Here is a 26180-nt window from a genome sequence, read left to right on the forward strand (position 1 = left end):
TAGTCGGTGAGAACAATGACATTCTGGCGCCCGCATAACGGTATCCGCGTCAAAGCTATCGGCTTGCATTGGCGTGAGGACAGGCTCCTCGCAGCAGAAGTTCCGGATGACAGCGGTCGCATCAAGGGTGTGCGCCCTTTAGGTGGATCAATTGAATTCGGCGAAACATGGCACGAAGCACTGAAACGTGAGTTCAGGGAAGAGCTTGATGTGTCGGTTGAAATCAGTGGCCAACCGTTTGTGATCGAAAACATTTTTCATCACGAAGGACACCAAGGCCATGAGGTCATCTTTGTGGCAGAGGTGTCAAGCGCCGAGCTTTTGGCCCGCCCTGACGATCCAATCTTATTCGCCGAGGATAATGGGATGCGTTGCACAGCTCGATGGTTCGATCTCGAAACGCTGGATGTCGGCGGTCCGGAACTCTACCCAACGGGCTTGAAAGAGCGTCTGCTCAACCGCTAACCGTCAGTTCAATCGCCCAGCTTGGCGTGAACCTCTTCCAGATCGATCTCTCCGATCGGCATCTTGTTGCCCGGGTTTTCAAAGTCGTATTTGAACAACTCGAAATCCTGTTTGTAGATTTCGTAGACGAGGTGCATCGACAGGTCGTCAAAATAGTCCTCGACCGGATGCGCTCGTTTTGGGCCGTGGCCTTCGGATTCGTTGAAGCGCGGGATTTCGGACAGGTTCACGGCATGAGGCGTTTGCAGCTGATCCAGTACGCCCTGCATTCCGTCGTTAAACTTCTCGGTCCAGAAAATCTGATCATACCGCCCGCCATTCACGATAAAGGTCGAAACGTGCCCTGACATGGCTGACCAGTGAATATCCGGATCCATCGGGCGCCGCCACCGGATCGTATCGCGGGCAAACAGCAGAAACCGACGGAAGCTGGCGATCTGATCGAATTCACCCTTGCCGTCATCGCCTCCAACCTCGATCCCGTAGTTGTAGATGAGCGTGGGCACCAGATTGCCCCGATACCGCTTGCCGTTGCGCTGAATGCCGCAGATCTTGTCGAAGAACGAGCTTAGGATACGGGTGTAGGGATTGCGGACGCAGGTAAATGCCAGAGATTTATGGTTTCGGACATTGCCCGAAATCGGCGCTTGGCTAGGGCCGAACGCCCATTTGTGCATACCGTCCTTCGCGTCGTGGATATCGCCGTCAAAGAATTGCCCATGATCCGAGTAAAACATAATCTGACCAATGGTCGAGCACGCGCATTTCGGCACCACACGGTAAACCATGCTTTCGCTTTCGGTCATCCATGTTCCGGGAAAACCCATATGCTGTGCCTCCTTTGCCGATCTGGTCTCAAAATGACGCGCCAGCATTTGAAACCAAAAAACCAAAAATATTCTGTTTATTCAATCGTTCATCCTCAGTATCACGGGTGGATACAGGCGGAAACGGAAAACAATGGGCTGAAATGGCAAGGATTGCCTACATATTGCTGTGTCATAAGGACCCCGACGCGATTATTGCGCAGGCCGAACAACTGACCGCCGCCGGGGATTGCATGGCGATCCACTTTGACGCGCGCGCCAGCATGGTTGCATTTGCGCGGATTCGCGAGGCTCTGAAAGACAATCCAAACGTTACCTTTGCAACTAAACGTATCAAATGTGGTTGGGGTGAGTGGTCGCTGGTTCAGGCCACACTTTACGCTGTGATAGCAGCCGTAGATGCGTTTCCCCGCGCCACCCATTTCTACATGGTGTCAGGGGATTGCATGCCGATCAAATCGGCGGAATACATCCATCGCTTTCTGGAAGAGACCGACAAGGACTTTGTCGAGAGCCACGATTTCCTGGAAAGCAACTGGATCAAGACCGGAATGGTCGAGGACCGGCTGGTCTATCGGCATTATTTCAACGAACGCACCCAAAGCAGACTGTTTTACACCTCGTACAACTTGCAGAAACGGTTCGGTCTGACGCGTGACATCCCGTCCGATATTCAGGTCATGATCGGCAGCCAATGGTGGCTTTTGCGCCGCAGGACCATTGAAATGATCCTGGACTTCCTGCAGCAGCGCCCTGATGTGACCCGTTTCTTCTCGACCACCTGGATTCCGGACGAAACCTTTTTTCAGACGCTGGTCCGTCACCTGATCCCGAAGAACGAGATTGAAAACCGAACGCCCACTTTTCTGATGTTCTCGGATTATGGCATGCCGGTGACCTTCTACAATGATCACTACGACATGCTGCTCGCGCAGGACTATCTGTTTGCGCGCAAGATCAGCCCCGAAGCGCATGAGTTGAAGGATCGTCTGGGCCAGATGTACGCAAGCGAGGACGGCACGTTTCATATCTCAAACGAAGGGCGCAACCTATATGGATTTTTGACCGGGCGCGGCCGTGTCGGGCGACGTCACACCCAGCGTTTCTGGGAAGCAAGCAATTCTCTGGGTGCAGAGCGTGACGTGTATCTGCTCGTGTGCAAAAAATGGCATGTCGCCAAGCGTCTGGTCGACCAGATTGTCTCGGAAACAGACATCCCTTGCGTCGAATACCTGTTCAATGAAGAGAACACCGTCCTGCCTGATCTGGGCGGCATCGAAACGTCCCTGGCCAAGCGCTCGCGTCACAGGCGCGCAGTGGTGCGCATGCTGTTTGAAAGCTTCGAATCTGACAAGCTGGTTTTCTGCGTCGACCCTTCCAGCCTCGATATTATTCAGGATTTCTGCTCGGTGCGGGCCCGCACCCATGTTCTGGAAATCGAATGCGAATACTCCGACGACTACCTGATCGGTCACGCCCGTCGCGTGGGGTTGGCTGGTGACAGCAGCCCAAGAGAGACCGTGGCCCGTCTTGTCCCGGCGTTGCGCAACTCTCTGCTCCATGAATCCGAACTGATCCGCGAAGCGGAATTCGACGGATACCTGCGTATCCGGGAAACCAACTCGCGGGCAGAAAATGAAGCGGCAATTGTCGAGTTTCTTGGGGTGTCACAGGACAAGGCGCAAGCAGTCATGCGCCTTGATTACCTGTTTTCGGACTGATCCGGCGGCGCGTCAGCTGCGCCGGATCATTGGCTCAGATGTCAAACTTGACGCCCTGCGCCAGAGGCAGTTCAGCAGAATAGTTCACCGTATTCGTCTGGCGGCGCATATAGGCCTTCCACGCGTCCGATCCGCTTTCGCGACCGCCGCCAGTTTCCTTTTCGCCACCGAATGCGCCACCGATCTCGGCACCTGAAGGCCCGATATTAACGTTGGCGATCCCGCAGTCCGATCCGGCCGCGGTCAGGAACTGTTCTGCCTCGCGCATGTTCAGGGTGAACACGCAGGAAGACAGACCCTGCGGCACGTCGTTTTGCAGCTCAAGGGCATCGTCGAAATCGTCGTAGCCCATGACGTAAAGAATCGGAGCAAAGGTCTCGGTCTTCACGACATCCGTCTGGCCGGGCATCTCGACGATGGCCGGTTCCATATAGACGCCCGCAGGCACGTTTTCAGTCACGCGATTGCCTCCGAACACGGTGCCGCCCTCGGCCTTCGCGGCCTCCAAAGCAGCGGTCATTGCCGCGCCCGATGCCTCATCCACCAACGGGCCGATCAGAGTACCCTCGGCCAGCGGGTTGCCGATGGGCAGACCGGCATAGGCTTTTTTCAGACGGCTCACCAGTTCCTCGCGGATCGAATTGTGCACGATCAGGCGGCGCAGCGTGGTACAACGCTGACCGGCCGTCCCAACGGCCGAGAACACGATCGCGCGCACTGCCATTTCCAGATCGGCCGAGGGTCCGACGATCATCGCGTTGTTGCCGCCCAGCTCCAGAATGCACTTGCCGAAGCGTTGCGCCACGATGGGTGCCACCGCACGGCCCATGCGGGTGGACCCGGTAGCCGAAATCACTGGAACGTCTTCGCTGGCAACCAGCGCTTCGCCCAGCGCGGCACCACCGATCAGCGTCTGCAGCAGACCTTCGGGCGCATCGCCGAACCGGGCCAGCGCGCGTTCAAAAATCTTCTGGCAGGCCATCGCGGTCAACGGGGTTTTTTCGGACGGTTTCCAGATCACCGGATCACCGCAGACCAGCGCCAGCGCTGCGTTCCACGACCAGACAGCGACGGGGAAGTTAAAGGCCGAGATCACGCCGACCGGGCCTGCGGGGTGCCAGGTTTCCATCATCCTGTGGCCGGGACGTTCCGATGCAATGGTCAGACCGTACAGCTGGCGTGAAAGTCCAACGGCGAAATCGCAGATGTCGATCATCTCCTGCACTTCGCCAAGGCCTTCCGAGGTGATCTTGCCCGCCTCCCAGCTGACCAGCGCACCCAGATCGTCTTTTGCCGCGCGCAGTTCCTCACCCAACAGGCGGATCAATTCACCCCGACGCGGGGCGGGGACAACGCGCCATGCTTTGAACGCTGCCTTTGCGTTGGCAAAGATCGCGCCCATCTCGGACACCGGCGTCTCAGGCACTTCTGCCAACAGACTGCCGTCAATCGGAGAGGTCACCTTGAGCGTTCCGCCCGTCAGTTCCGCCTCTGTCAGGTCCAGATTTGCGAGTGTGGTTTGCGCATTCATCACGATGTCTTTCATATCTCACGCCGCCTTGTTCTGTTCGGTTACGTCACCGGCGCGATAGAGCCGGCCAAATTCAGTGTTGAGGAAATCGGCAAGCTTCACCTGCTCTTGCCGGACAAACCCTTTCGTGGGCAGGGCACTTGTCCGCATCAGATCGACAACGCCCAGAACGCCTGCAGCGGTGGTGACCTGAATGGCGCTCCAGACCTGTCCGTTGATGGTGCGGGCAAAGCTTTTGTTGATCAGGGATTTCTCGCGCAGCGTTCCGTCGATCATGCCTTTGGCCGTGCAATAGACCAGAACCACATCCTGATCCGTGCGCGGCAGCGCGGTTTCAAAAATGTCCTTCAGCAGGTCGCGGCGGCGTTCCAGCCCTAGATCCTTGAGCAACAGTTTCAGGATGTCGCAATGGCCGGGATAGCGGATCGAGCGGTAGGACACCGCCCGCGCTTTGCCATCCAGCGTTTCAGGCAGCGTGCCCAGCCCGCCCGAGGTATTGAAGCATTCATACTCCACACCGTCATGACCCAGCACTTCGTAATCTTCCAACGGCGCGGTCTTGACGCGCTTGCCATTTACGATGGCGTCGCAGGGATTGCAGTACTCATTGATCAAGCCATCCGTTGACCACGTCAGGTTGTATTTCAACGCATTGGTCGGATAGAGCGGCAGCGCGCCCACCCGCATATGCAGACTGTCCAGTTCATCGAACTCTGCCGCCAGCGAAGCGCCCGCGATACCGACAAAGCCCGGAGCCAGCCCGCATTGCGGCATGAACGCCGTATCACTGTCTTTCGCCAGTTCACGTACGGCGTTGGTGGCCGCAACATCCTCGGTCAGGTCAAAGTAATGGGCACCTGCAGTCTTGGCCGCCTTTGCGATGTTTGGCGTCAAAAAGAACGGGGCCGCCGAGATAACGGCGTCAAATCCCGCCAACCCTTCGGCCAGTTGAGCATCGTCATCAACATCAATTTGCCGGGTCGAGATTCCCTGCCGGTTCAATGCTGACAGCGCAGCCAAATCCCGGTCGGCCACTGTGACCGAATAGTTGGACGATGATTGCAGCAGGGTGGCGATCATCTGACCGATCTTGCCTGCTCCGATGACACAAATATTCCAGCTCAAACCGCGCCTCCTCTTTCGGGTTTATTAAAGTATGAGGCCGCATCTGTTCGAAATGCAGGGGTAATCTTGACGAAACAGCGGGTGAGTTTGTCATTTTAACGGCGTTTTCGACATTTTGCCAAACCTGCACACGAAACGCCGCATTCGCCAAATCGATAGGATACCCGACCAACCCTTGGTTGCAACTCGGTTGGACAAATCAACAACGCCAGTGATTTTTATATTCAAATATTATACGCTGCAGTGAATTGGGCCGTATTGTTCGCACAAATTGCTGCAGACAATCGACCCGCCCAGCGCATGAGTTCACGTCGGGCCGGTCTTGTTATTCTGATTGACCGGTGGGTGCCTGACACCAGAAACAAGTTTCAGCGTTGGTTCTTTGACGACTTTCACGGCGAAGCTCAGAGGGGGGACAAGGCGTGCCTAAAGATCCAATTGATAGCTCAATTCCATTCGACCCAACCCAGGAAGACCTGAAACTGATAATCGAGGTGCTGCCGGCAGGGGACCCTTCGCTTATCCAAACACATTTCGAGTTTTTTGAAGTCTCCGAAGAAACGGTACTGCCTTCGAAGGGCATGTTTGTCGTTCTTGGTGGCGTGGTCCAGTTGCGGCAGAATGAAACCGTTCTGGCAACCGCAGATACCGGGGATTATTTTTACGAAGAACATCTGGAAATCTATGACATACCCGTCAGCCTCGAGGCGCTTGCAACACCCGGCACCCGGCTGGCCTACCTCTCCAGAAGCCGCTGGTCGGAGATCCCGAAAAAGCTCAGAGAAGCCTGTTACGACACGCTGTTCGGCGATCTGGTCAGTGTTCACATGCAGAACTTTCAGCAACCGATCAATTGCTGCAGCGTGACTGCGGCGGCGCTCAGCATGTCGGCGCTTGGCTTCAGTTGCGAGGTCAACGACATCTTCCGCGAATGCGGTCTGCCGACGTCGTTTGTGGTCAATGACGGGATTTCGCTGGGTGAGCTTTTCGACGTCGCCTGCACCTTCATCCACTCGCAGGGACTGCGCGATGTCGTTCAGGTGCAGGCGTATTTCATGGATGAGACTACGACATCCGTAGACCTGTTGCTTGAGGCAATCGACGAATCTAACCGGCTGGGAGGGGACAACGACATCCTCGTCGCGAATTTCCAGGTTGGCGTGGCGCATGGCAAAGACAACATGCCAGGCGGTCATTTTGCGATCATCGCAAAGTGCAATCCCAGCACGGGTCTGGTGCATATGATGGATGTCCACCCTGAGAAATACGGCAAGCTGTGGGTCACCACCATCGATCGCCTGTGGGCCGGGATGTCCGATCGCGACGGAACCTCGATGCGATCGCGGGGCATCCTGCGGTTCTCGGCGCGGGAGGCGGTCAAAACCCACCTGCAAACGCTACAACAAGATTGCAACTATGTCGACAGCACGCTCTATCTGGCCAAGGACCCCAAAAAGAGGCGCAATCTGTTCCGGCGTGCCAGCCCAAATATGAACTCGATGGGCGTTCTTGCCGAAAGCCTTGCCATTCTTGGCGATGACAACGTCGACGAAGACAAGTTGCTAATGGCGACGCAGGTTGATCTGACAGATGCGCTCAGCCGCGTCTCCACAGCCAGGGAAATGCACGCGATGGCGCAGCGGTATCTTATTCAGGAACCGGACGTCGATCTGGGCAGCGCTTTCCGCAGTTTTGACGAGCGTCCGGACAAAAGCGTCCAAGCGCCCGAAGACTGGTTCCGCGATCAGTTGCACAGCCTGAATGAACATGATGGCCGCCACCTGATGATCAACATCGACTTCAACAAGGTTCTGGGGTCCAAAGTCATTCGTCCCCCGGCGAATGCATATCGGGAAACGGCCCTGCTTGAGGAGTTCTGGTGTCTTTGCATCGCCTATGATGACGAGACTGAGTTGGTGACCGTCGTCGACATGAGCCCGGCAACCTCGCAGGTCTGGCAGGCGCCGCGCGGGCATATCTTCCGCGGTCTTCGCGATCTGAAAGACCCCGCGCTTTTGGTCATCGAAGAACAGGAACCACCCGAAGACCCCAGCGACGTGGTCCGCATTACCAAAAAGCATCCCCTCGTGTTGTTCTATGCGGACGAAGACCCGTGGTCCTACATGTTGCGGAGTATCCTGGCCAATATCGGCATCACCGAGATCAAATTGATCGATGTCGAGGGACACGGGGCCAATGTCATGAAAATGCGGCGGCAACTGATTTCGATGACCGGCAAGGAAACCGTCCCGTATCTGTTTTTCCAGGGTGAGTGCCTGGGCAGGAGACAAGACATTGTCGACAGAATCCTAAAAGGTCAGTTTCAAAAGGACGTAAAAGAGGCCGGATTGCCGGTCTTGCTGCGCCACGAGTCCCCGAGCCTGGACAAGAACATCTTTGGCTATCCGAAGGGTGGATTGACAGATGCGCCCTGCGAAAAGCGCAATGTCCTTCTGTGCGCCTGCGGGTCCTCTGCCGCAGACAAGGTGCCGCAACTGGTGAAGAAGATCACCGCAGCTGGCCACAACGTGAAACTCATCCCGTCAGTTTCGGCCGAGAAGTTCTTTCGCGATATCGAGATTGAGAAGGGTGTTGAGATCGAACGCGGTTATGAGCCCGAGAAGGTCGAGGATTACATCTCGCACAACGACTATTACCGCGACGATGACGAATGGAATTTCCGTTATACCCAGTTCGGAATGCCCCTACGCGCCTCGCATCTTGCCCTCTGTGACTGGGCCGATTGCGTGATCGTCGCGCCGGTGACCTGCAACACGATGGGCAAGATCGCCAACGGAATTGCCGACAACCTGCTGACCTCGGTCTTTGTCGCGTGGCAGTACCGGAACAAGCCCGCGATCCTCTGCCCGGCGTGCAACACCAACATGTGGAACAACGTCACCACCCAGCGGAATGTCGAAAAGTTGCGGGACCTTGGCGTTGACCTTGTGGGGCCGCGCAAGGGGCGGCTGTCAAACGGCATGATGGGGATCGGCATGATGGCGACCCCGGATCAGATCATGGACGTTCTGGAAGAGGCCTTCGAAGAACTGGCCGATCAGGAACACAACATCTGCAAATGGGCGCAAGAGGCCGCCGCGTCGGACGAGTTCGCACAATGGAGCCGCGTGTTTGAAGCAATCGACAATGGAATGGCCGGGATCGACATCGTGGACGATCAGAACGGAGACACGCTGCTCCACTACGCGGCAGGCGGTGAAGGCGAGGTACATGAGAACGGCAAGAACCTCGGGAAACCCGATCTGGCGGCGGCGCAAGAGCTGATAAAGCGGGGCATCAACGTCAACGCCACCAATGATCACGGCTTTACCAGCCTGCATGTGGCGGTGATGAACAACTCGGTCGACATGGTCAAAACCCTGCTTGGCGCCGATGGGATCGACGCGAGCGCGTGCATCCATTTCCTGCTGAACCCCCAAAACGCCAAGGACGTCAGAGAAGCCAACGTCTCGGAAGAGATACTGACGATGTTAGAAGACTGGGCCGACACGCACACACTGACGGAACTTGAGGAAGAGGATGAAACTTGTCTGCTCGAAGACCGAGAACGTACTTATCTCTACTTCACTTACGGCTCGCTGAAGAAAGGCTTTCCAAACCACGAGGCCCATGCCGAAGTTCTGGACGACTTTGTGGGTGAAGCCGTAACCCGGCAGCGGATGCCGCTGGTCGTGCCGCATGAGCCGCATTGCGACAATCCGAACTGTGGCTACCTGCACCGAATGGCCACGCTGATTGATCAGAAAGGGCGAGGTAAACCGATCCGTGGAGAGGTGTATCGGGTAACGTCATCGGGGCTGAAAGAACTGGATAAGCTGGAAGGCTACCATGGCCCCGGATCGCCCGAGAACGTCTATGTCCGCAAGCGAATCAATGTGATGATCAACGGTGTGAAAAAGCCCGCCTATGCCTATGTGATCGCGCATCCCACCAAATATCTGGATCAATGGGAGCAGGGTACCTCGGGGATTGTTGCGGAATACACACTGGACATGGCAACAGGCACACCCAAGCCTGGATTTCAACCGCCTGCCTCGTCGTGACGCTGTATCGCAACCTCATCCTCGGGGTCTTCCTTGAGGCTGAGGTTGTAGGCCGTGATGATCACCATGCACAAAAGGACAAAAGGCCAGAACGCGGCCTTGGGGAGCAGGTTGTCCTTGTAGTGGATGAACCACAAGGACGGCACGGCCTCGGCGGCAAAGAAATAGGTGTTCACCGACACGGCCAGCAGCAGGAAGTACATCAGGAAAAAGAACGACTCCATGTAAATCACCGGTGATCCGGCAAACCCCTCGCGCAGCTGTACGTGCGCCAGCAGTATCACGAAGAACAGGACCGAGCAGGTGCCGATGACGGTCGAGGTGCTGAAATCGTGCCGTTCCACCAGATTGGGTCGGCGCGTCACGGTCATGACAGCCCCGAACAGCAGCATCGTCACCACGATCAGCGGGATCATGTGGACGATGAAAGCGTTCGCAAAGTTCCGCTTGATGACAAAATTATAGTGCAGCTCGGGCAGGTTGGTCTGATATTCATTCTGACCTATGCCCAGGGTGGTATCCAGATCGGACTGGCGATAATCGAAATAGGTGTTTTCGCGGTCCCATGTACCCATGACGATGCGGTTGTCGATGCCAAAAATGTCGTTCGGCCCAGTGGCCGGATAGGCCGAAAAGTCCGGTATTAGAGCCACATCAATCTCAAACTGACCCGGCCAGAACCGAACCCAGACGGTTTTGTGGTCGAACGGATAGCTGGTGTAGTCAAAGGACTGACGTAGGGTCTGTTCAAAGTACCAGCCGATCAATTCGGAACCGTCCTGATCTATCCGATAGGCCTCGTCGATCAGACCGTTCGCCGCGTCCGCGGCTTCGGGCAGAATGAACCCCACTTCCCCTTCGTCCGGCTTTATGGCGTCATGCACACCGTCTTCGTAATGTTGCCAGATGTAACCGCTGATGTGGACATCGCTGGCCCCGGTGAAGCTGAAGGATTTGATGAAGATACCCGTTCTGACCTGATACGCCGGAACGCGGGGCAACTCCTGTAGATACGCATCGACCGCGGTCTGATCCGGCAGTTGTGTCGGGTCTTCTTCGAAATGGTTCAGGTCGCTCCAGAGTTTGATCAGAAGAATGGTCAGACCCAGTGTGACGACACCCGAAATCAGCCAGACTTTCTTTTCGATGCTCATTCAGCTCCTCGCCTGCCAGTCCAGCCGCCCGATCAGCGACTGTGTGATGTCGAGGTCCTGAAACCTGGAATTTAATTCTTCAAACCCCTCATGCGCTGCCAGCGGAATGCCCCAGGCCCCACATTCGGCCAGTGTTCGAGCCTGTTGTATCGACAGATCAACCATCGGAAGGGGTTCATCCGCGGTGAACGCCGCCAGTGCATCCGCATAGCGCGTGGCTTCATCCCATTCCTGTCGCGCCAGCATAACGGCGCTGGCATCCGTGTAGAAGTGCAGATGGCTGTGGCCGACACAGCCTTCGGCGATGATCTCTTCGCCAAGCTTGAGGTGGCGGACCTGCGCTTCGGCATCTTCTTCCGCCATGGCAAGCGCCGACAACGCCTTGGGCCCTACGAAGTTTCGCCCGTGCTCAAGGGCGATTTCCACCGCGCGGCGCCCAGTTTCCCGCGCCTGCTCCAGTTGTCCGACATAAACCTGTGTGCGGGCCAGATGCTCCAACGCCTGCGCCTCAAGCCGTTTGGCGCCAACGCGGTTCGCGATTTCTGCCGAGAGCGTAAAGGCGTCCAGCGCCTGATCCAGTTCCCCCAGAAAGGTATGCGCCACACCCAGACAGGTCTGCGCCACACATTCCGGAACAAAGGCAAAATATTTCTGAGACACCTCGATGGCTTCCTGCGCGTCCACCTTGCCCTGTGCCACATCCCCCGTATAGCTGCGCGCCACGCTCAGATTGTGCAGGTTCGCGGCCAGATCGCGAACCAAACCCTTTTCCCGCGCCCGTTCGACTGCCTGTGTGTAGAAAACCGTTGCCGTCTGCATCGTGGCGTTCATGAAATTGGCATCGCCAAATCCGCTCAGCGCCCCGACCTCCAGGCGTGCCGATTCCAGCATTCTAGCCAGTGTTAGAGCCTTTTCATTGCTCTCCAGCGCTTTCTGGACCTGCCCCAATGGGAAATACACGTTGCCGCGTACATAGTTGATCTGCGCGATGTCTCGGTCGGATCCACAGCGCTCGGCGGCGGCCTCGGCGATGTCAAGGCTTTCCAGCGCTTCCTGATAGAGACTGGCCTGGCGCGCGGCCTGCGCCAACCCGATATGCGCCCTGCAAACCTGCTCGTTCGTGTCGGCCAGTTCGGCGGCTTCCTTGAACTCGCGTAACGCTTCATCCGACAAGCCTTGCAACCGGTGCGTTTCACCTCGGGCGCAGAGCAGATCAAAGCGCACGCCGGCGGGCGCGGGCAGCTCCAGCGCCCGTTCGATCAGCGGGCTCGCGTCGTCAAATTGGAAGGCCAGGATCAATTTGTCGGCAGCCTCCAGATAGGCTTGGGCCGCATTGGTCGCGCCCGCACGGTCCAGATGTTGCGCCCGCAGTGTGGCATCGCGTTCTTCGAACCATTTCGCCGCCTGACGGTGCAATCGCGCGCGTTCGGATTTCACCAGCGTTGCATATGACCCATCGCGGATCAGAGCATGCGCAAACATCAGATCTGCCCCAGCCTCACGGATCAGGGCCGAGCGGATCAGGGTCGAGGTGTCCAGATGCCCCTCACCCAAAACAAAGTTCAGAACCTCGGGCGAGAACCTTTGTCCAAGGACCGACGCCGCCTGAATCGCCGCCCGACTGGCCCGATCCAACGAGTCCAGACGTGACTGAACAATGCCCTGAATGCTGCCCGGAACGGATTCCTGTTTCAGCACGTCGATATTGCGCAGCAGCTGTTCCAGAAACAACGGATTACCCCCCGCGCGTTTCACGCAGGTATCCAGAAGCTCGGGATCAATCCCGGTGAATTCCTCGACCAGCTTGCGGGCCTGTTCATCCCCCATCGGTGCCAGTTCCAGTTTGGAAATCAGCGCCCCATCTGTGGCCGATTGCCATTCGCGGTTGATCGGATCGCCTTCCACCCGGCTGGTCATCATCAGAACACAAGGCAGATCACGCGTCATCGCCGCGATATGCGCGCAGGACGTCAGGATCTCTGGTGCGGCCCAGTGGATGTCTTCGATCTGGATCAGCAACGGCGCCTCGTCACTGCGGGCTGCGATCAACTCGTCAATGACCTGACGCCGCCCCCGCAAACGGGTTGCGTTGTCCATCACCGCATAGACCTCGGCCAAACCGGGGTCCTGCTCCAACTCCAGCAAGGCGTTCAAATGCGTAGCGTTGGCTGGCGAGACCCAACCCTTTCTGATTGCGTCCTCCGCCGCTGCGGCGCTCATTGTGGGGTTATCCGACCGTTCCAGTCCCAGGATACTGCGCGTCACCGATTGGATGGCCGAGTGCCCCTCGCGCGCGCCGAAATCCATAACGACGCCATTGTGGATCGAGTAAGACAGGCTGTCGGCCAGCTCGGCCACTTGTTCGGACAGGTGCGTCTTGCCGATGCCGGGTTCGCCCAGAATGATGTGGACTTCGCCCTTACCATGCCGCTGGCACCGGTCGAAGGTCGCCGAGAACAAGGACAGTTCGCGTTCGCGGCCTACAAAGCGATGCCGGCGCGACCGGATGTTACGCGCCATACGGTCCAGCCGCCATAGCTCGACCGGGTCATTCAGCCCCTTGATTGCCTTTTCGCCCATGGACTCACCGACAAAAAGCGGCCCTAACGCACGCTGAATGTCATGTGACACCAAAGTTTCGCCCGGTACTGCCATCTCGGTAATGCGCGAGGCCAGATTCACACCGTCACCGGTTACGGTGTATTCCGTATGCGCCTGACTGCCCGTCGTGCTGGCGATAACTTGTCCCGAGGCAATCCCGATATGGCAGGACAGCGGAGGGTTCAGGCTGGGCAAGATTGCGTGGATTTCCAGAGCGGCCCGCGCGGCCCTTTCGGTATCGTTTGTATGCGAAATAGGCGCGCCAAAAACCGCCATGACAGCATCGCCGATATGCTTGTCGATTCGACCGCCGTATTTCTCGACCACGTGGTCCACCTTGGCGAAGAAAGCGTTGAGCAGCGCATGCATGTCCTCGGCATCCAACTCGCTGGTCAAACGAGTGAACCCCGTCAGGTCGGCAAACATGACGGTCACCTGCCGTTTCGCAGGCTCCAGCGGCGCGTCCGGTTCATAGGGCTGAACGGTTTCGACCGCCTCAAGCTCGGCAATCGCGCGCAGCAACCTTCGGCGGTCGCCGACGGCAGTTACTCCGATTTCGGTCAGATCTTCACCCGTCAGATCGGGCAAAATTCCAAAATCAATTTTGTTATCCAAAAAGGCTTGCGCGTAGTCAGATAATCCAAGTGCGCTTAGCCAGTCCCTAAGGTCCTGAGACATTTCGCCCCTCTGAAGTCCCCAACTCCAAAGACAGACGTAGCACAACAGACCCGCATGAGTCTGCAAAGTTTGAATATTTTAATGTTTATGCACACCCAATTGCCCGTTTGGCGGGCAATCGGGCTAATAATTTCAGGCCTCGGCCTCCAATCCGTCGGTCGACAGATCGTCCAGTTTCGGCATCAGCCGCAGCAGTTCCGCCGCATATTCGGTTTGCGGGTTGGCAAACAGCGCGTTGGTCTCTTGCAGTTCGACCACCTTGCCCTGTTTCATCACGGCCACCCGGTCGCACATCTGACGCACCACCGGCAGGTCGTGGCTGATGAACAGCAAGGTCAGGCCCAGATGTTCCTGCAAATCTTTCAGGATGTTCAGGATCTGCGCCTGAATGGACACGTCCAGCGCACTGGTCGGCTCATCACAGATCAGGAAGCGCGGCTGTGTCGCCAATGCGCGGGCAATAGAAATCCGCTGCCGCTGACCGCCGGAGAACTCGTGTGGATATTTCAGCCCGGCCTCGTGGCCCAGACCGACCTGATCCAGCAATTCGTCGACACGGCGCTTGATGTCAGCCCCGTCCATCAGTTTGTGATGGCGGATCGGCTCGGCCACGATATCGTCCACCCGCATACGAGGGTTCAGCGACGAATACGGGTCCTGGAAGATCATCTGGATGTTTTTACGATAGGCATCCAGCGCGGCCTTGTTTGTCAGGTCGCTGACCACCTGTCCCTGAAACGAGATCGTGCCGCCGTCAACGGGATACAGCCCCGCGATCATCCGTGCGACGGTCGACTTGCCCGAGCCGGACTCGCCTACAACACCGAATACTTCACCTGCACGGATGTCGAAGCTCACGTCGTCAACGGCAGTGAAATAGGCGCGATCCCACGGCAGCAGACCTTTGCGCTGCAGGAACTTCTTGGTCAGGTTGCGGATTTCGAACACCGGTTTGCTGGCGTCATTGTCCACTTTTGGCCAGTGGCGCGCCATGTCTTCGATCGCGAAACGGGTTTCACGCCCGCCATAGCTGATCTGTGGAAAACGGTGCAGTTTCAGCGTCGGGCGCGGCACAGCGGCGATCAGTGACTTGGTGTATTCGTGGCTGGGCTGGCCCATCACTTGCGAGGTCGGGCCGGTTTCAACCACCTTGCCCGCATACATTACCGTCACCTTGTCCGTCGTATCCGCGATCACACCCATATCGTGGGTGATCAGGATAACGCCAACCTGACGCTCCTGCGCCAGTTCCTTGATCAGGTCCAGAATCTGCGCCTGAACGGACACGTCCAGCGCCGTTGTCGGTTCGTCCGCGATGATCACATCCGGTTCGGTGCACAGTGCCAGCGCGATCACAACACGCTGCCGCATCCCGCCCGAGAACTGGTGCGGGTACTGATCCAGTCGCGTGTCCGGATCCGGGATACCAACCCTGTCGATCAGATCGCGCGCGCGTTGGTTCGCCTCAGCATCGGTTCCACCCAAATGGGCCTGGATCGTCTCAACCAGTTGCTCGCGCACAGTGAACAACGGGTTCAGCGAGGTCAGCGGATCCTGAAAGATCATCGAGATCTTCTTGCCGCGCAGGCTGCGCATCGCGTCGGCGTCCAGACCGCTGATCTGGTCGCCGCTCAGCTTGATGGTGCCGCTTGCTATCCGGCCGGGCCGGTCCAGCAGACCCATGATAGCTGCACCGATGGTGGATTTACCCGCACCGGATTCACCCACCAGACCGTGGATTTCACCCGGCTCAACGGACAGGTCCACATGGTCCACGGCGGTGAACAGTTGGCGGCGCGTCGGGAATTCGACCGTCAGGTCATTGATCGTCAGAAGGCTCATGTAATCACCGCAGCTTGGGGTTCAGCGCATCGCGCAGCCAGTCGCCCAGCAGGTTGACCGAAAGGGCCAACGCCAGAAGGGTGCAGGCCGGGAAGAACAGGATCCACCACTCACCCGAGAATAGGAAACCCTGCCCGATGCGGATCAGTGTCCCCAGCGACGGTTGCGTCGGAGGCGCCCCCACACCCAGAAAGCTGAGCGTTGCCTCGGCTATAATCGCCAGCGCCAGCGAGATCGTGGCGATCACCAGAACCGGGCTGAGGACGTTGGGCAGGATGTGGCGGAACATGATCGGGAAGGAACCCCTTCCGATCAGGCGTGCGGCCTGAACGTATTCTTTGTTCTTTTCCACCAGCGCGGCACCGCGCACGACCCGGGCGAACTGCACCCAGTCGGACAACGCGATCGCGATGATCAGAACATAAATCGCCATCTCGTTCCGGTATTCCGGGGGTGTCACACCCTTGGCGATACCAAAGATCAGCATCGCCACCAGAATTGCCGGGAAGGTCAGCTGTACATCCGCAATCCGCATGATCAGCGTCTCGATCCAACCACCAAAATAGGCGGCGATCAGACCCAGAACCACGCCGATGATCATCGCGAGAAGCACAGCCGACACGCCCACGAACAACGAGATGCGCATGCCATACAAGATGGTCGAGAGCACATCGCGCCCCTGATCGTCTGTGCCCAGCAGGAAGGTCTCTTGCGTAAAGGCGTTGGGCGTTCCCGGCGGTGTAAAGCCGTTCATCAGGTTCAGAGACCCAGGGTCGAACGGGTTATACGGAGCCAGAACGGGCGCGAAAATCGCCGCCAGAACAAGGATCAGCACCACCAGCGAGGCGATCATGGCAACCGGTGAATGCCGGAAGGACCATGCAAAGTCGCTGTCCCAGAATTTGGCAAAGCGCGACTTGGCGGGGGCTTTGGGGGTTTCGATAGTATCGGTCATGTGGCCCTCGCGTCGACACGCAGGCGCGGGTCAATGGCATAGTAAAGAAGATCCACGATCAGGTTGATCGTAACGAACATGACCGAAATCAGCATCAGATAAGCAGCCATGACGGGGATATCGACGAATTGGATCGCGTTGATGAACAGCAGACCGACACCCGGCCACTGGAACACCGTCTCGGTGATGATGGCGAAAGCGATGATCGAGCCCAGCTGCAATCCGGTGATCGTGATAACGGGAACCAGAGTGTTTTTCAGCGCGTGGCGGAAGTTGATCACCCGATCCGACAACCCGCGGGCGCGGGCAAAGCGGACATAATCGGCACGCATCACCTCAAGCATTTCCGACCGGACAAGGCGCATGATCAGCGTCATCTGATACAGACCCAGCGTGATCGCGGGCAGGATCAGCGCCTTGAGGCCCGAAGCCGTCAGGAAGCCGGTGGACCAGCCGCCAATCATAACGGTCTCGCCCCTCCCAAAGCTGGGTAGGAGGTCTAGTTCAACCGAGAAGATGTAGATCAGTAAGATCCCGATCAGGAATGTGGGTAGGGATACCCCGATCAGGGACACGGTCATGATGACATTCGCAGCGATCCCTTGTCGTCGGATGGCGGTGAACACGCCCAGAGCGATCCCCAGGGTGATGGCCAGAAAGCCCGAGACAAAGGCCAGTTCCAACGTCGCGGGCGCGCGCTCGGCGATGATGGTCGAGACCGGTCGTCCCTGACGGTAAGACACACCAAAATTGCCTTGCACGGCCCCTTTCAGGAACTTGTAGTACTGAACCGGAAATGGCTGATCCAGCCCCAGCTCAGTCCGCAGCCGGTCGATATCGGCTTGCGTACGCTCCTGACCCAGCATGTTGTCGATCGGGTCGCCAACAAACCGGAACATAGAAAATGCAACCAGACCCACGACCAGCAGTACGATCACGGATTGGAACATCCTTCGGACGATATATGCGAACATTCACTTTCCCCATTGATCCACTTCTCTATGCATGGGTTAACCAAATGGTCAAGGTATCGCTAACGGATGGTATCATAGCGATCCTTTTTCCTTGCGTTATTGGTTGTGCACGCTGTGCGGCGCAGATTGGCGCTGCCAAGCCGGACCGCGCCAATCCCACGTTTAAGCGACTTCAGTTCACCGTCACCCAGCGCAGCAGGAAGAAGTTATCGGGGCGCTGCGTCAGCTCGATGTTGCTGCGTGTGCCCCAGACCAGAGGTTGCACGTACATCGGCACATAGACCTGCTCGTCCTGAATGATCTTGGCCACCTCATCCAGCATGGCCTGACGTTTGGTCTGGTCCAGCTCGGATTGGATGGCTGGCAGCAGCTCGTCCACACGCGCGTTCGAGAAACCACCAAAGTTCCAGCTTCCCAGTTTTTTTTCTTCGTTCGGAGTTGCAACAAGGAACCGAACGGGGTGCTCGGCGTCAAAGGTACCCGGGCTCCAACCCAGCAGGTACATGTCATAGTTGTCCTCGCGCAGTTCCGGCCAGTAGTTGCGCACGGGCATCGCTTCCAGCTCCGCCGTGATCCCGATCTGGGCCAGCATGCTGACGACAGCCTGACAGACAGCTTCGTCATTCAGATAGCGGTCGTTGGGGCATTTCAATCCGAACGAGAACCCGTCCGCATATCCCGCCTCGGCCAAAAGCGCTTTTGCACCCTCGACGTCAAAGGCGGGGCGCTCAGCATGGGCCGATGAATAGCCGCTCATGGCTGGGCTCACCAATTGCGATGCCGCCTCGGCATTACCGCGCATGATGGTGGCCAGAATTGCATCCACATTTACGGCCTGCGCCACGGCTTTGCGCACGCGTGGATCGCGGAACGGGTTGGGCTGACCTGCATCGTCGGTATACTTCAGCGTCTCGGCCTGATGATCAAAGCCCAGCATGATCACGCGGGCCTCGATCCCCTGAATGACCTCGACATCGCCGTTTTCCTTGAGGCGCGCGACGTCCTGGATTGGCACCGGGTTGATCATGTCCACGTCGCCCGACAACAGCGCTGCCACGGCGGTCGCCGGGTTCTGAATCGGGTTGAATTCAGCCCGGGTGATATTGTGTTCGACCTCGCCCCACCAATCTTCATGCGGTTCCAGCACGGTTTTCAGACCCGGCTCACGCGCGGTGACCTTGAATGCGCCGGTGCCATTGGCATTGATGGTCGCATAGTTTCCGGCCTCTTTGTCCGGAACGGCAGCATCATTCGCCTCGGTCCAGCCCTGGTCCATGATCATCCAGTTTGCAATAGACGACGGAAACAGCGGGTTCGGTGCGGTCATCATGAAATCGACGGTATAGTCGTCGACCACGATCACGTCGCTAACAGGCGCAAACCAACTGCGTGTATCTGCGGCCTCACCAGAGGCACGTTGATAACTGAACAGAACATCCTGCGCGTCAAAGGTGCTGCCGTCGTGAAAGGTCACTCCTTCGCGCAGCTTGAACCGCCATCCTTCGCCTTCACCGATCGGCTCCCAGCTGACCGCCAAAGCGGGTTGGACGCTCATGTCCTTATCGCGGCGAACCAGGCCTTCGTAGACATTGTTGAGGAACCCCAGAACCGGGGCCGAGTTGACCGCGTGCGGGTCCATGGTTTGCGGGTCGGTGGTCGAGGCCCATTTGAAATCTGCGGCATGGACACCGGTGGCAGCCAGCATAGCCAGGCCAATGGCACTGTTCCTGAGGATCATCGCGAAGTCTCCCTGTTTATTGCCTGAGTGTTCTAGGTTTTTGGCAAAGGCGCAAGGAAATCTCAGACGGCAACCATCAACTCCGGGCTCAGTCTGACGGATCGGGGATTGAGCGTCCAAAACAAAACAGGGCGCGAAAACCGCGCCCTGCCAAATCATTATCGTGATTGTCTTAGTTCATAGTGAAGTATTTGATCTTCGGCGAATCTTCCGGCTCAACCACGGTGCCGACATTCGACTTCATGCCCCAGTTCAGAACCTGGTGATGGATCGGGATGTAAAGCTGCTCATCCTGAACGACCTGCCAGATTTCGGCAATCTGCTTGTCACGCTCGGGCAGGTTGGTCTCGGACGCCAGTCCCTGGATTTTCGCATCCAGTTCCGGGTTGCTGTAGCGCGTGCCGTTCCACGAACCGTACTTCTCGCCCTTGGTGTGCGCCAGGAAGTTGAAGATGTATTCCGAGTCATATGTCGGAACACCCCAACCCAGCATGTAGAAGTCGGTCTCCAGGTTGTTGATCAGTGGGAAGTGCTGCGCCTTGGGTTTCGCGTCCAGATTCACCGTCACGCCGATTTGCGCCAGCATGCCAACCGCCGCCTGACAGATCGCTTCATCATTGATGTAGCGGTCGTTCGGGCAGTTCAGCGTCAGCGAGAAGCCATCCGGATAACCTGCTTCGGCCATCAACGCCTTGGCTTTTTCGATGTCGGTGGTAGACGAGCTGTCCATCGCTTCGTCCCAGCCGTTCACAAATGGCGGAGCGATCATGCCCGCAGGCTCGGACTGGCCACGCATAACAACCTGCTTGATCGCATCGCGGTTGATCGCCATCGACATCGCCTGACGCACGCGCACGTCGGACAGAGGATTCTTGCCGTCGACGTTGTCCGAGGTCAGATCCGCATCACCCATGTTCATGCCGAAGAAGATCACGCGGTTCTGCGGTGCAGTGCGCACGTCCAGACCGTCGGTACCGGCAACACGCTCAAGGTCTTGCACAGGAACGTCCTGGATAAAGTCCACCTCACCCGACAGCAGGGCTGCGACGCGGGTCGCTGCGTTCTGGATCGGCGTATAGACGATCTCGGTCACCTGCATCGGGAACTCGCCCGCGCCCCAGTAGTTCTCGTTTGCGGCCAGAACCGTTTTTACATCCGGTTCGCGGCTGACTAGCTTGTAGGGGCCGGTGCCGTTGGCGTTCTTGGCTGCGAATGTGTCTTCGCCGCCTTCATAGTCCTGCACCTTGACGGCGTTGTTCGCCTCGGCCCAGGCTTTGTCCATCATGAACATGTTGGTCAGGTTGTTGGGCATGATCGGGTTCGGACCATCGGTTTCGATCTCGACGGTGTATTTGTCCGTCGCACGCACCTCTTTCACAGAAGCCAGCAGTTCCTTGTAATCGGAATCTGGTGTCATCGCGCGGTTCAGCGAGAAAACGACGTCTTCGCTGTCGAACTCAGCACCGTCATGGAAAGTGACGCCTTCGCGCAGCTTGAAAACCCAGATATTCGGGTTTTCCTCGGAAGGTGCCCATTCAGTGGCCAGCGACGGCACCAGAGCACCGGAATGGTCACGCATGACAAGCGTTTCCATGATCTGGTGGGCCAGCGCCGAAGTCGGGCCTTCGTTCTGAGCGTGCGGGTCCAGCGTCAGCGAGTCTCCGGCACGTGCCCAACGCAGCGTTTCAGCCGATGCGCCTGCCGCCATCAATGCGGTTGCACTGGCGGCAATCATCAGGTTCTTCAGGATCATTATAATCTCCCCGGTTTTCGTTTGTACCGTTTCAGGAACGGCAGACCGTTTTCTACGGTCTTGATGGTGCTGATCATCCAGATCATTTTGTCAGTTGCAACACCAGATTGTGACCTGACCGAAAATCCGATCAAATTTGACAGACCGTAAGCCAGTGCGGACTAGCGTTTGGGCAATCCCGCTGTCAGCCCAAAATAACTGACCGTTGATGCGGATCATCCGGAAACACACGGCCGGATTGCACACATTGAAAGATGTGCCGGAACACCAGCCCGGCTTCACCTCCGGGTGACTTGGGACCAAAGTACTTATGTCCGGTCGGTGTGTCGTACAGAGTGTTCACGTCGTCACAGTCCACCTGAAACACATTGCGGGGTGTTCGATCAATGTTTTCCGGGCCGGTGTGACCCAGGCGGCGCGAAGCGATCTTGTTCTTGAGATTTGCAGCCTTGCTGGCCCGCAGCGCCAGATCGTCCGACGCAAAATACACGACCACATTGCGAGAGGCGTGGCTGATCAGAACGCCGGGCTCCTGTTCATGCACGCTTTCATTGACGACATCGGCCGCGACCATGAAGGTGTTGCGAAACAACAGCGGTACACCTGAGGCCAGATCATATCTGTTCCACTCGATCAGCGTCTGTCGCAACACCCTGTTGCCCATTGAATGCGCCAGCAGATTGATCCGTTTTAGGCAGGGTGCAATTTCAGGCTCGTTGTCCTCGCTGTTGCGCCATTCCAGAAACCGTTCCAACACGCGGGCAAATGAGAACCCGCTCTGATCCGCGGACTTCTGATCGTCCCAGTATTTCTGCACGATCCCCTGCTTGTTGTCGCTGGGCCAGATCAGTGGCAACACCAAGATTTCGTCGGGCTTGGCCTGATCGCACAGGCGCTGAAGTTCGGCCGTCGTTTCGAACACATCGTCGGGCAAATTGTTAAAGCCATGGAGATACAGCAGGACCTGACGGCGCTGGCTGTCACGAACCCGCCGCAGCAACTCCTTGCTGGTGATTTCGGTATTATGTTCGGCCTCGCCCTTTTCGCAGTAAAAGACCGAGTTGGACGGGGCGTTGTTATCCAGGTCAAAGGTAAAGCGGCGCCCTTTACGGGTGCGAATACTTTGGGTCGGGAATCTGTTTGTGATAAAAAGCATAAAAAAACCCTCGTAATCAGGATAAACAGAGCCTAGCAAGCCAACCTACGGCTGTCAGCTTTGGCATTGGGCTGCCGCGCCTTTCAAAACTCTATACAAGTCAGGATTTCCATGGCCTTCAAATGATCGCCGGTCCAACAACCAATGAGGCCAAGCGCCTGACTGCTTTGGCGCCTGATGCGCAGCCTGTGGTCTTGCAAGGCTTTGGACATATCCCGCAGATTAAAAGCCCATCGGCTTTTCTGGGCGCGCTGACGATAATGCAAAAAATGTTTCAGGCTGGAACTTCCAAGAGGCGGGCTCGTGAAGACATTCACCAGAAGGGCCGCGCTGCTTGCAGATGATTTCGGCTCTTGACCCTTCGGGATGGTCGCCGAAAGTGATGCGGTCCAACTTCGACTTTGGCGTCGCCGCCACTTGTTCGACCAACGCCCAGGGTTGGCCGTGCCCATTGGGCCGATGGGCTCAACCCTTCGATCCCTGTGCATGATCTTGCCCTCGGGTAGTGTTGTCACTTGTTCAGCCAGCAAAAAACGCCGATCTCTTCAACCTTACCATGGGCGGATACGGTCTTGTCGGAATAATCGTCGATCTTGAGGTCAAGATGGTCACTAACACTCGGTTGTCGCCTACCTTTGACGTAATAGACGCCGTGACGTTTGCCGGCGCCTTTAAGGCAGCGATCGACGATCCAGCTGGGACGATGGCCTATGGCAGGCCCAACGCGGCGAAGCCGGCATGGCGCGGGCGCTGATCGACCGGATCGTCGAGATTGGCGGCGCATACTACTTGCGCGACCGTCCACACGTGACGCCGAAGTAACTGACTTCGACATGTCCTCGAGCTACCGAGTTTGCGCTGGCCGAACACCAGCTAGAACCGCAGTTTGTGCTGACAAATATACTTTGGGGCAGTTATTATGGCGCCTCTAGCCAAACTACAAAACACTCTGCTTCGTGTGTTTCGTCGCGCTGCATGTGGCCTCGGCGTTTTGGGCGTTAATTGCAGGGCTGATATCGCACCGAGCTGCTCGCACGTTCCTGACCCTGCTCGCGCTGGCCTATTTGGGTGACGGTATTTTCGGGTTCTTCACTGGCCGTGGGTATCTGGATCTGGGTTTCTTTATCAACCGATCCGCAAGATTTGATCTGTCCCATTGCAGGATTTTTGCGAACCTGCCTCACTAGGCATTGGGCCGCGTAGCGGTATGGGCCGGGTGCGCGGGCCGCAGCGTCCGCAACTGGGTAATCTGTCGGCGCAACAAGGCGCCGAATATGCCGCGCTACTACAGAAAGTTCCGCAACATAAATGGCCTGTTGCCGAAGATGCCCAAAGCCTGCGCGACCACTTTGGCGACACACCGCGGGACAACGAAAGACAGGCTGCGCTTGGTCGCGAATACGCGGTGAAGGATGCTTATGCCGGAGTGATCGAGCAGGCCGAGGAGCAAGTTGGCTCGGATGGGTTGACGTTGCGCATGATCCTGACGGGGGCGACCGCAGAAGATCTTACAGGCTATTCCAACACTCGAAAAACAGGCTCTAACAAATGGCTAGTTGAACTTAATTCGCCCGATACAGCACGCTCACGTATTTGCTTGTACAGATGGCCCTCGACGGTGCGGATGTTGTGGAAATGGCCGGGGGTGATGATGTTCTTTTTACGGCGATCTCGGATCAGCCCTCGGTCGACGGCGCGATCTTCAGTGCGCAAAAGCAACGGTTCGGCAACTATCGCCACCCGATCATGGTGGACGTTGCAAATCTTATGCAGCGACTGGGGGAATTGGAGGGCTGCGGCTGGAGCATATTCACGACTAACAGATCGGTCCCGTTTGCCCCGCCGCTGTTGATTCTGGGGAAGCTGGCCACTCTGGCAGTTGTCGCCCCTCTGATTGACGAAGCCCCGGCCTGTGGTGTGGTGTTCCCGCAAAGCACGCTGTTTCAAAACACGCATGAGGACGTACCAGCTCTCGCCACCTCGAAGTTCAGCGTCACCGTGGCAACCGACAGCGCAGGGTTTGCAAAGTCGCTTTACCGTCAGGGTGCTCGGCTTGTTCTGCCGGCGGGTCGCCGGGCTGCCTCCTCCTGCCCAAGCGCTGAAGACTAGTTGGAGAGGCGCGCGCGGTGTTTACCGGGTTACACAGAAATCCATACCGCGCACAGAACATTGACGTTACAGAAAGAGCATAGTTCGAACTCCGGACGGGCAGTGTTTTCTGTCCCGTACCCTCCAAATCGTGGAACTTGTCCCCGAAAGTTGTGTGCGAGGCGGAGATACCACTATATACACCCCAAGATATTTAAGAGGCGGGTTGCTTACCGCTTTTCAAGTGCGAGGGCAGAAGAATGAAAATTGCGGTTGCAGGCCTGGGCTATGTCGGCCTGTCCAATTCGGTTTTGTTGGCGCAGAATCATGATGTCACGGCGATAGACATTTCGTCGGACCGCGTTCAAATGGTCAATTCTGGCCAATGCCCGATTGTCGACGCCGAACTGCAAGATTTTCTTTCAAGCCGAAACCTCTCGCTCAGGGCGACAACCGAACCAGCGTATGAAGACGCTGAATTCGTCGTCGTGGCGACACCTACAAACTATGATCCCAGGTCCAACTACTTCGATACATCCAGTGTCGAGGACGTGATCCGGCAGGTAAGCGCGGTCAACCAGGATGCCACAATCGTTATTAAATCGACCATCCCTGTGGGTTACGTCCAGTCCCTGCGGGCTGAATTGAACAGTGAGCAATTTTTGTTTTCTCCGGAATTCCTGCGCGAGGGAAACGCGCTTTATGACAACTTGCATCCGTCTCGCATTATCGTTGGTGAGCGTTCCGAACGGGCACGGGTATTTGCCGACCTGTTGCTTGAAGGTGCGGAAACCAAGGATGCCCAGGTCCTGTTCACCGACCCTGACGAAGCCGAAGCGATCAAGCTATTCGCCAATACCTACCTGGCTATGCGGGTGGCTTTCTTTAACGAATTGGACAGCTATGCGATGGCCGGCGGCATGAACACGCGCCAGATTATCGAAGGCGTCTCATTGGATCCTCGCATTGGCGAGCATTACAACAATCCGTCTTTCGGGTATGGCGGCTATTGCCTGCCCAAGGATACCAAACAACTTTTGGCCAATTACAACCATGTCCCGCAAAACCTTATCCGCGCGATCGTGGACGCCAACCGGACACGGAAAGACTTTCTAGCCGATCAGATATTGATGAGAGGGCCACGCGTGGTGGGTATTCACCGGTTGGTCATGAAAGCCGGCAGCGACAATTTCCGCCAATCGTCGATTCAGGGCATCATGAAACGCCTGAAAGCCAAAGGCGTCGAGGTCATCGTCTATGAACCGACACTGGAGGACGGAGAATTTTATCGCTCGCGTGTTGTGCAGGATCTGGATGCGTTCAAGGACGAAGCTGACGTGATAGTTGCGAACCGATTTCACCCTGACCTTGAGGATGTTGTATCTAAGGTATTCACGCGCGATTTGTTTGGCGCTGACTAATTGCGGTTGTGTGCTGCGGCGTAGTTTCAAGTGGTTTGATTGCGCACCGCCTTTGGTATCTGGCGGTGCTTTTTATCAGTTTATCGC

The 26180-nt window shown here is 57.1% G+C and carries 17 protein-coding genes; 6 read left to right on the top strand and 11 right to left on the bottom strand.

The window, feature by feature from the left end:
* The first annotated feature begins 15 nt into the window (after nucleotides 1-15).
* Nucleotides 16-465, top strand: a complete 450-nt coding sequence (locus ACR0J0_RS18570) for an NUDIX hydrolase (protein ID WP_480665514.1) — start codon at nucleotides 16-18, stop codon at nucleotides 463-465.
* An 8-nt stretch (nucleotides 466-473) separates the two neighbouring features.
* On the opposite strand, the gene ACR0J0_RS18575 is transcribed toward ACR0J0_RS18570, so the two are convergent.
* Complete coding sequence (locus tag ACR0J0_RS18575; protein WP_480665515.1) at nucleotides 474-1292, bottom strand: sulfotransferase family protein; 819 nt, start codon at nucleotides 1290-1292, stop codon at nucleotides 474-476.
* A gap of 143 nt (nucleotides 1293-1435) precedes the next feature.
* Between ACR0J0_RS18575 and ACR0J0_RS18580 the strand changes: the two genes are divergently transcribed.
* Nucleotides 1436-3013: a DUF5928 domain-containing protein gene (locus ACR0J0_RS18580; protein ID WP_480665516.1), complete on the top strand. Its 1578-nt coding sequence runs from the start codon at nucleotides 1436-1438 to the stop codon at nucleotides 3011-3013.
* A gap of 34 nt (nucleotides 3014-3047) precedes the next feature.
* On the opposite strand, the gene amaB is transcribed toward ACR0J0_RS18580, so the two are convergent.
* Both amaB and ACR0J0_RS18590 read right to left on the bottom strand, forming a co-directional pair.
* Entirely contained in the window at nucleotides 3048-4544 is a 1497-nt protein-coding gene (gene amaB / locus ACR0J0_RS18585; protein ID WP_480665532.1) for an L-piperidine-6-carboxylate dehydrogenase, read from the bottom strand.
* 18 nt (nucleotides 4545-4562) lie between these two features.
* Nucleotides 4563-5669: a saccharopine dehydrogenase family protein gene (locus tag ACR0J0_RS18590; protein ID WP_480665517.1), complete on the bottom strand. Its 1107-nt coding sequence runs from the start codon at nucleotides 5667-5669 to the stop codon at nucleotides 4563-4565.
* Between the two features lie 422 nt (nucleotides 5670-6091).
* On the opposite strand from ACR0J0_RS18590, the gene ACR0J0_RS18595 reads away from it, so the two are divergent.
* Nucleotides 6092-9733, top strand: a complete 3642-nt coding sequence (locus ACR0J0_RS18595) for a flavoprotein (RefSeq protein WP_480665518.1) — start codon at nucleotides 6092-6094, stop codon at nucleotides 9731-9733.
* Here the strand turns inward: ACR0J0_RS18595 and ACR0J0_RS18600 are convergent.
* From ACR0J0_RS18600 to ACR0J0_RS18635, 8 genes are all read right to left on the bottom strand, one after another.
* Nucleotides 9712-10887 carry a hypothetical protein gene (locus tag ACR0J0_RS18600; RefSeq protein WP_480665519.1) on the bottom strand — a complete coding sequence of 392 codons (1176 nt, stop codon included), beginning with the start codon at nucleotides 10885-10887 and terminating at the stop codon, nucleotides 9712-9714. The two genes, ACR0J0_RS18595 and ACR0J0_RS18600, sit on opposite strands and share 22 nt — an antisense overlap.
* Complete coding sequence (locus ACR0J0_RS18605) at nucleotides 10888-14166, bottom strand: adenylate/guanylate cyclase domain-containing protein (protein WP_480665520.1); 3279 nt, start codon at nucleotides 14164-14166, stop codon at nucleotides 10888-10890.
* 132 nt (nucleotides 14167-14298) lie between these two features.
* The gene (locus ACR0J0_RS18610; protein ID WP_480665521.1) at nucleotides 14299-16008 is read right to left on the bottom strand and encodes an ABC transporter ATP-binding protein; all 1710 of its coding nucleotides are present in this window, start codon (nucleotides 16006-16008) and stop codon (nucleotides 14299-14301) included.
* Between the two features lie 4 nt (nucleotides 16009-16012).
* Nucleotides 16013-16963, bottom strand: a complete 951-nt coding sequence (locus ACR0J0_RS18615) for an ABC transporter permease (RefSeq protein ID WP_480665522.1) — start codon at nucleotides 16961-16963, stop codon at nucleotides 16013-16015.
* A complete protein-coding gene (locus ACR0J0_RS18620; RefSeq protein WP_480665523.1) occupies nucleotides 16960-17937 on the bottom strand; it encodes an ABC transporter permease in 978 nt (325 codons plus the stop codon). The genes ACR0J0_RS18615 and ACR0J0_RS18620 overlap by 4 nt, the downstream gene beginning before the upstream one ends.
* Before the next feature lie 172 nt (nucleotides 17938-18109).
* On the bottom strand, nucleotides 18110-19675 hold the full coding sequence (locus ACR0J0_RS18625) for an ABC transporter substrate-binding protein (protein ID WP_480665524.1): 1566 nt from the start codon (nucleotides 19673-19675) through the stop codon (nucleotides 18110-18112).
* Between the two features lie 172 nt (nucleotides 19676-19847).
* Nucleotides 19848-21428 (bottom strand): ABC transporter substrate-binding protein, encoded by a 1581-nt coding sequence (locus tag ACR0J0_RS18630; RefSeq protein WP_480665525.1) that lies wholly within the window; start codon nucleotides 21426-21428, stop codon nucleotides 19848-19850.
* Nucleotides 21429-21612: 184 nt separating this feature from the next.
* Nucleotides 21613-22584, bottom strand: coding sequence for an alpha/beta hydrolase (locus ACR0J0_RS18635; protein WP_480665526.1), 972 nt, complete (start codon nucleotides 22582-22584; stop codon nucleotides 21613-21615).
* A 956-nt stretch (nucleotides 22585-23540) separates the two neighbouring features.
* Between ACR0J0_RS18635 and ACR0J0_RS18640 the strand changes: the two genes are divergently transcribed.
* The 3 genes from ACR0J0_RS18640 (at nucleotide 23541) to ACR0J0_RS18650 (ending at nucleotide 26093) form a co-directional block, all read left to right on the top strand.
* Nucleotides 23541-23771, top strand: a complete 231-nt coding sequence (locus ACR0J0_RS18640) for a hypothetical protein (RefSeq protein ID WP_480665527.1) — start codon at nucleotides 23541-23543, stop codon at nucleotides 23769-23771.
* A gap of 418 nt (nucleotides 23772-24189) precedes the next feature.
* Nucleotides 24190-24693, top strand: coding sequence for a hypothetical protein (locus tag ACR0J0_RS18645; RefSeq protein WP_480665528.1), 504 nt, complete (start codon nucleotides 24190-24192; stop codon nucleotides 24691-24693).
* Between the two features lie 239 nt (nucleotides 24694-24932).
* Nucleotides 24933-26093, top strand: a complete 1161-nt coding sequence (locus tag ACR0J0_RS18650) for a nucleotide sugar dehydrogenase (RefSeq protein ID WP_480665529.1) — start codon at nucleotides 24933-24935, stop codon at nucleotides 26091-26093.
* The last annotated feature ends 87 nt before the right edge of the window (nucleotides 26094-26180 follow it).

It is taken from the genome of Ruegeria sp. BF12, from assembly GCF_056538705.1.

What these genes read in the sequence shown, in the direction of transcription:
- ACR0J0_RS18575 (WP_480665515.1), bottom strand. Translation starts at nt 1,292, where the DNA reads ATGGGTTTTCCCGGAACATGGATGACCGAAAGCGAAAGCATGGTTTAC.
- ACR0J0_RS18650 (WP_480665529.1), top strand. Translation starts at nt 24,933, where the DNA reads ATGAAAATTGCGGTTGCAGGCCTGGGCTATGTCGGCCTGTCCAATTCG.
- ACR0J0_RS18610 (WP_480665521.1), bottom strand. Translation starts at nt 16,008, where the DNA reads ATGAGCCTTCTGACGATCAATGACCTGACGGTCGAATTCCCGACGCGC.
- ACR0J0_RS18570 (WP_480665514.1), top strand. Translation starts at nt 16, where the DNA reads ATGACATTCTGGCGCCCGCATAACGGTATCCGCGTCAAAGCTATCGGC.
- ACR0J0_RS18615 (WP_480665522.1), bottom strand. Translation starts at nt 16,963, where the DNA reads ATGACCGATACTATCGAAACCCCCAAAGCCCCCGCCAAGTCGCGCTTT.
- ACR0J0_RS18645 (WP_480665528.1), top strand. Translation starts at nt 24,190, where the DNA reads ATGGCCCTCGACGGTGCGGATGTTGTGGAAATGGCCGGGGGTGATGAT.
- ACR0J0_RS18625 (WP_480665524.1), bottom strand. Translation starts at nt 19,675, where the DNA reads ATGATCCTCAGGAACAGTGCCATTGGCCTGGCTATGCTGGCTGCCACC.
- ACR0J0_RS18600 (WP_480665519.1), bottom strand. Translation starts at nt 10,887, where the DNA reads ATGAGCATCGAAAAGAAAGTCTGGCTGATTTCGGGTGTCGTCACACTG.
- ACR0J0_RS18580 (WP_480665516.1), top strand. Translation starts at nt 1,436, where the DNA reads ATGGCAAGGATTGCCTACATATTGCTGTGTCATAAGGACCCCGACGCG.
- ACR0J0_RS18630 (WP_480665525.1), bottom strand. Translation starts at nt 21,428, where the DNA reads ATGATCCTGAAGAACCTGATGATTGCCGCCAGTGCAACCGCATTGATG.
- ACR0J0_RS18605 (WP_480665520.1), bottom strand. Translation starts at nt 14,166, where the DNA reads ATGTCTCAGGACCTTAGGGACTGGCTAAGCGCACTTGGATTATCTGAC.
- ACR0J0_RS18620 (WP_480665523.1), bottom strand. Translation starts at nt 17,937, where the DNA reads ATGTTCGCATATATCGTCCGAAGGATGTTCCAATCCGTGATCGTACTG.
- amaB (WP_480665532.1), bottom strand. Translation starts at nt 4,544, where the DNA reads ATGAATGCGCAAACCACACTCGCAAATCTGGACCTGACAGAGGCGGAA.
- ACR0J0_RS18635 (WP_480665526.1), bottom strand. Translation starts at nt 22,584, where the DNA reads ATGCTTTTTATCACAAACAGATTCCCGACCCAAAGTATTCGCACCCGT.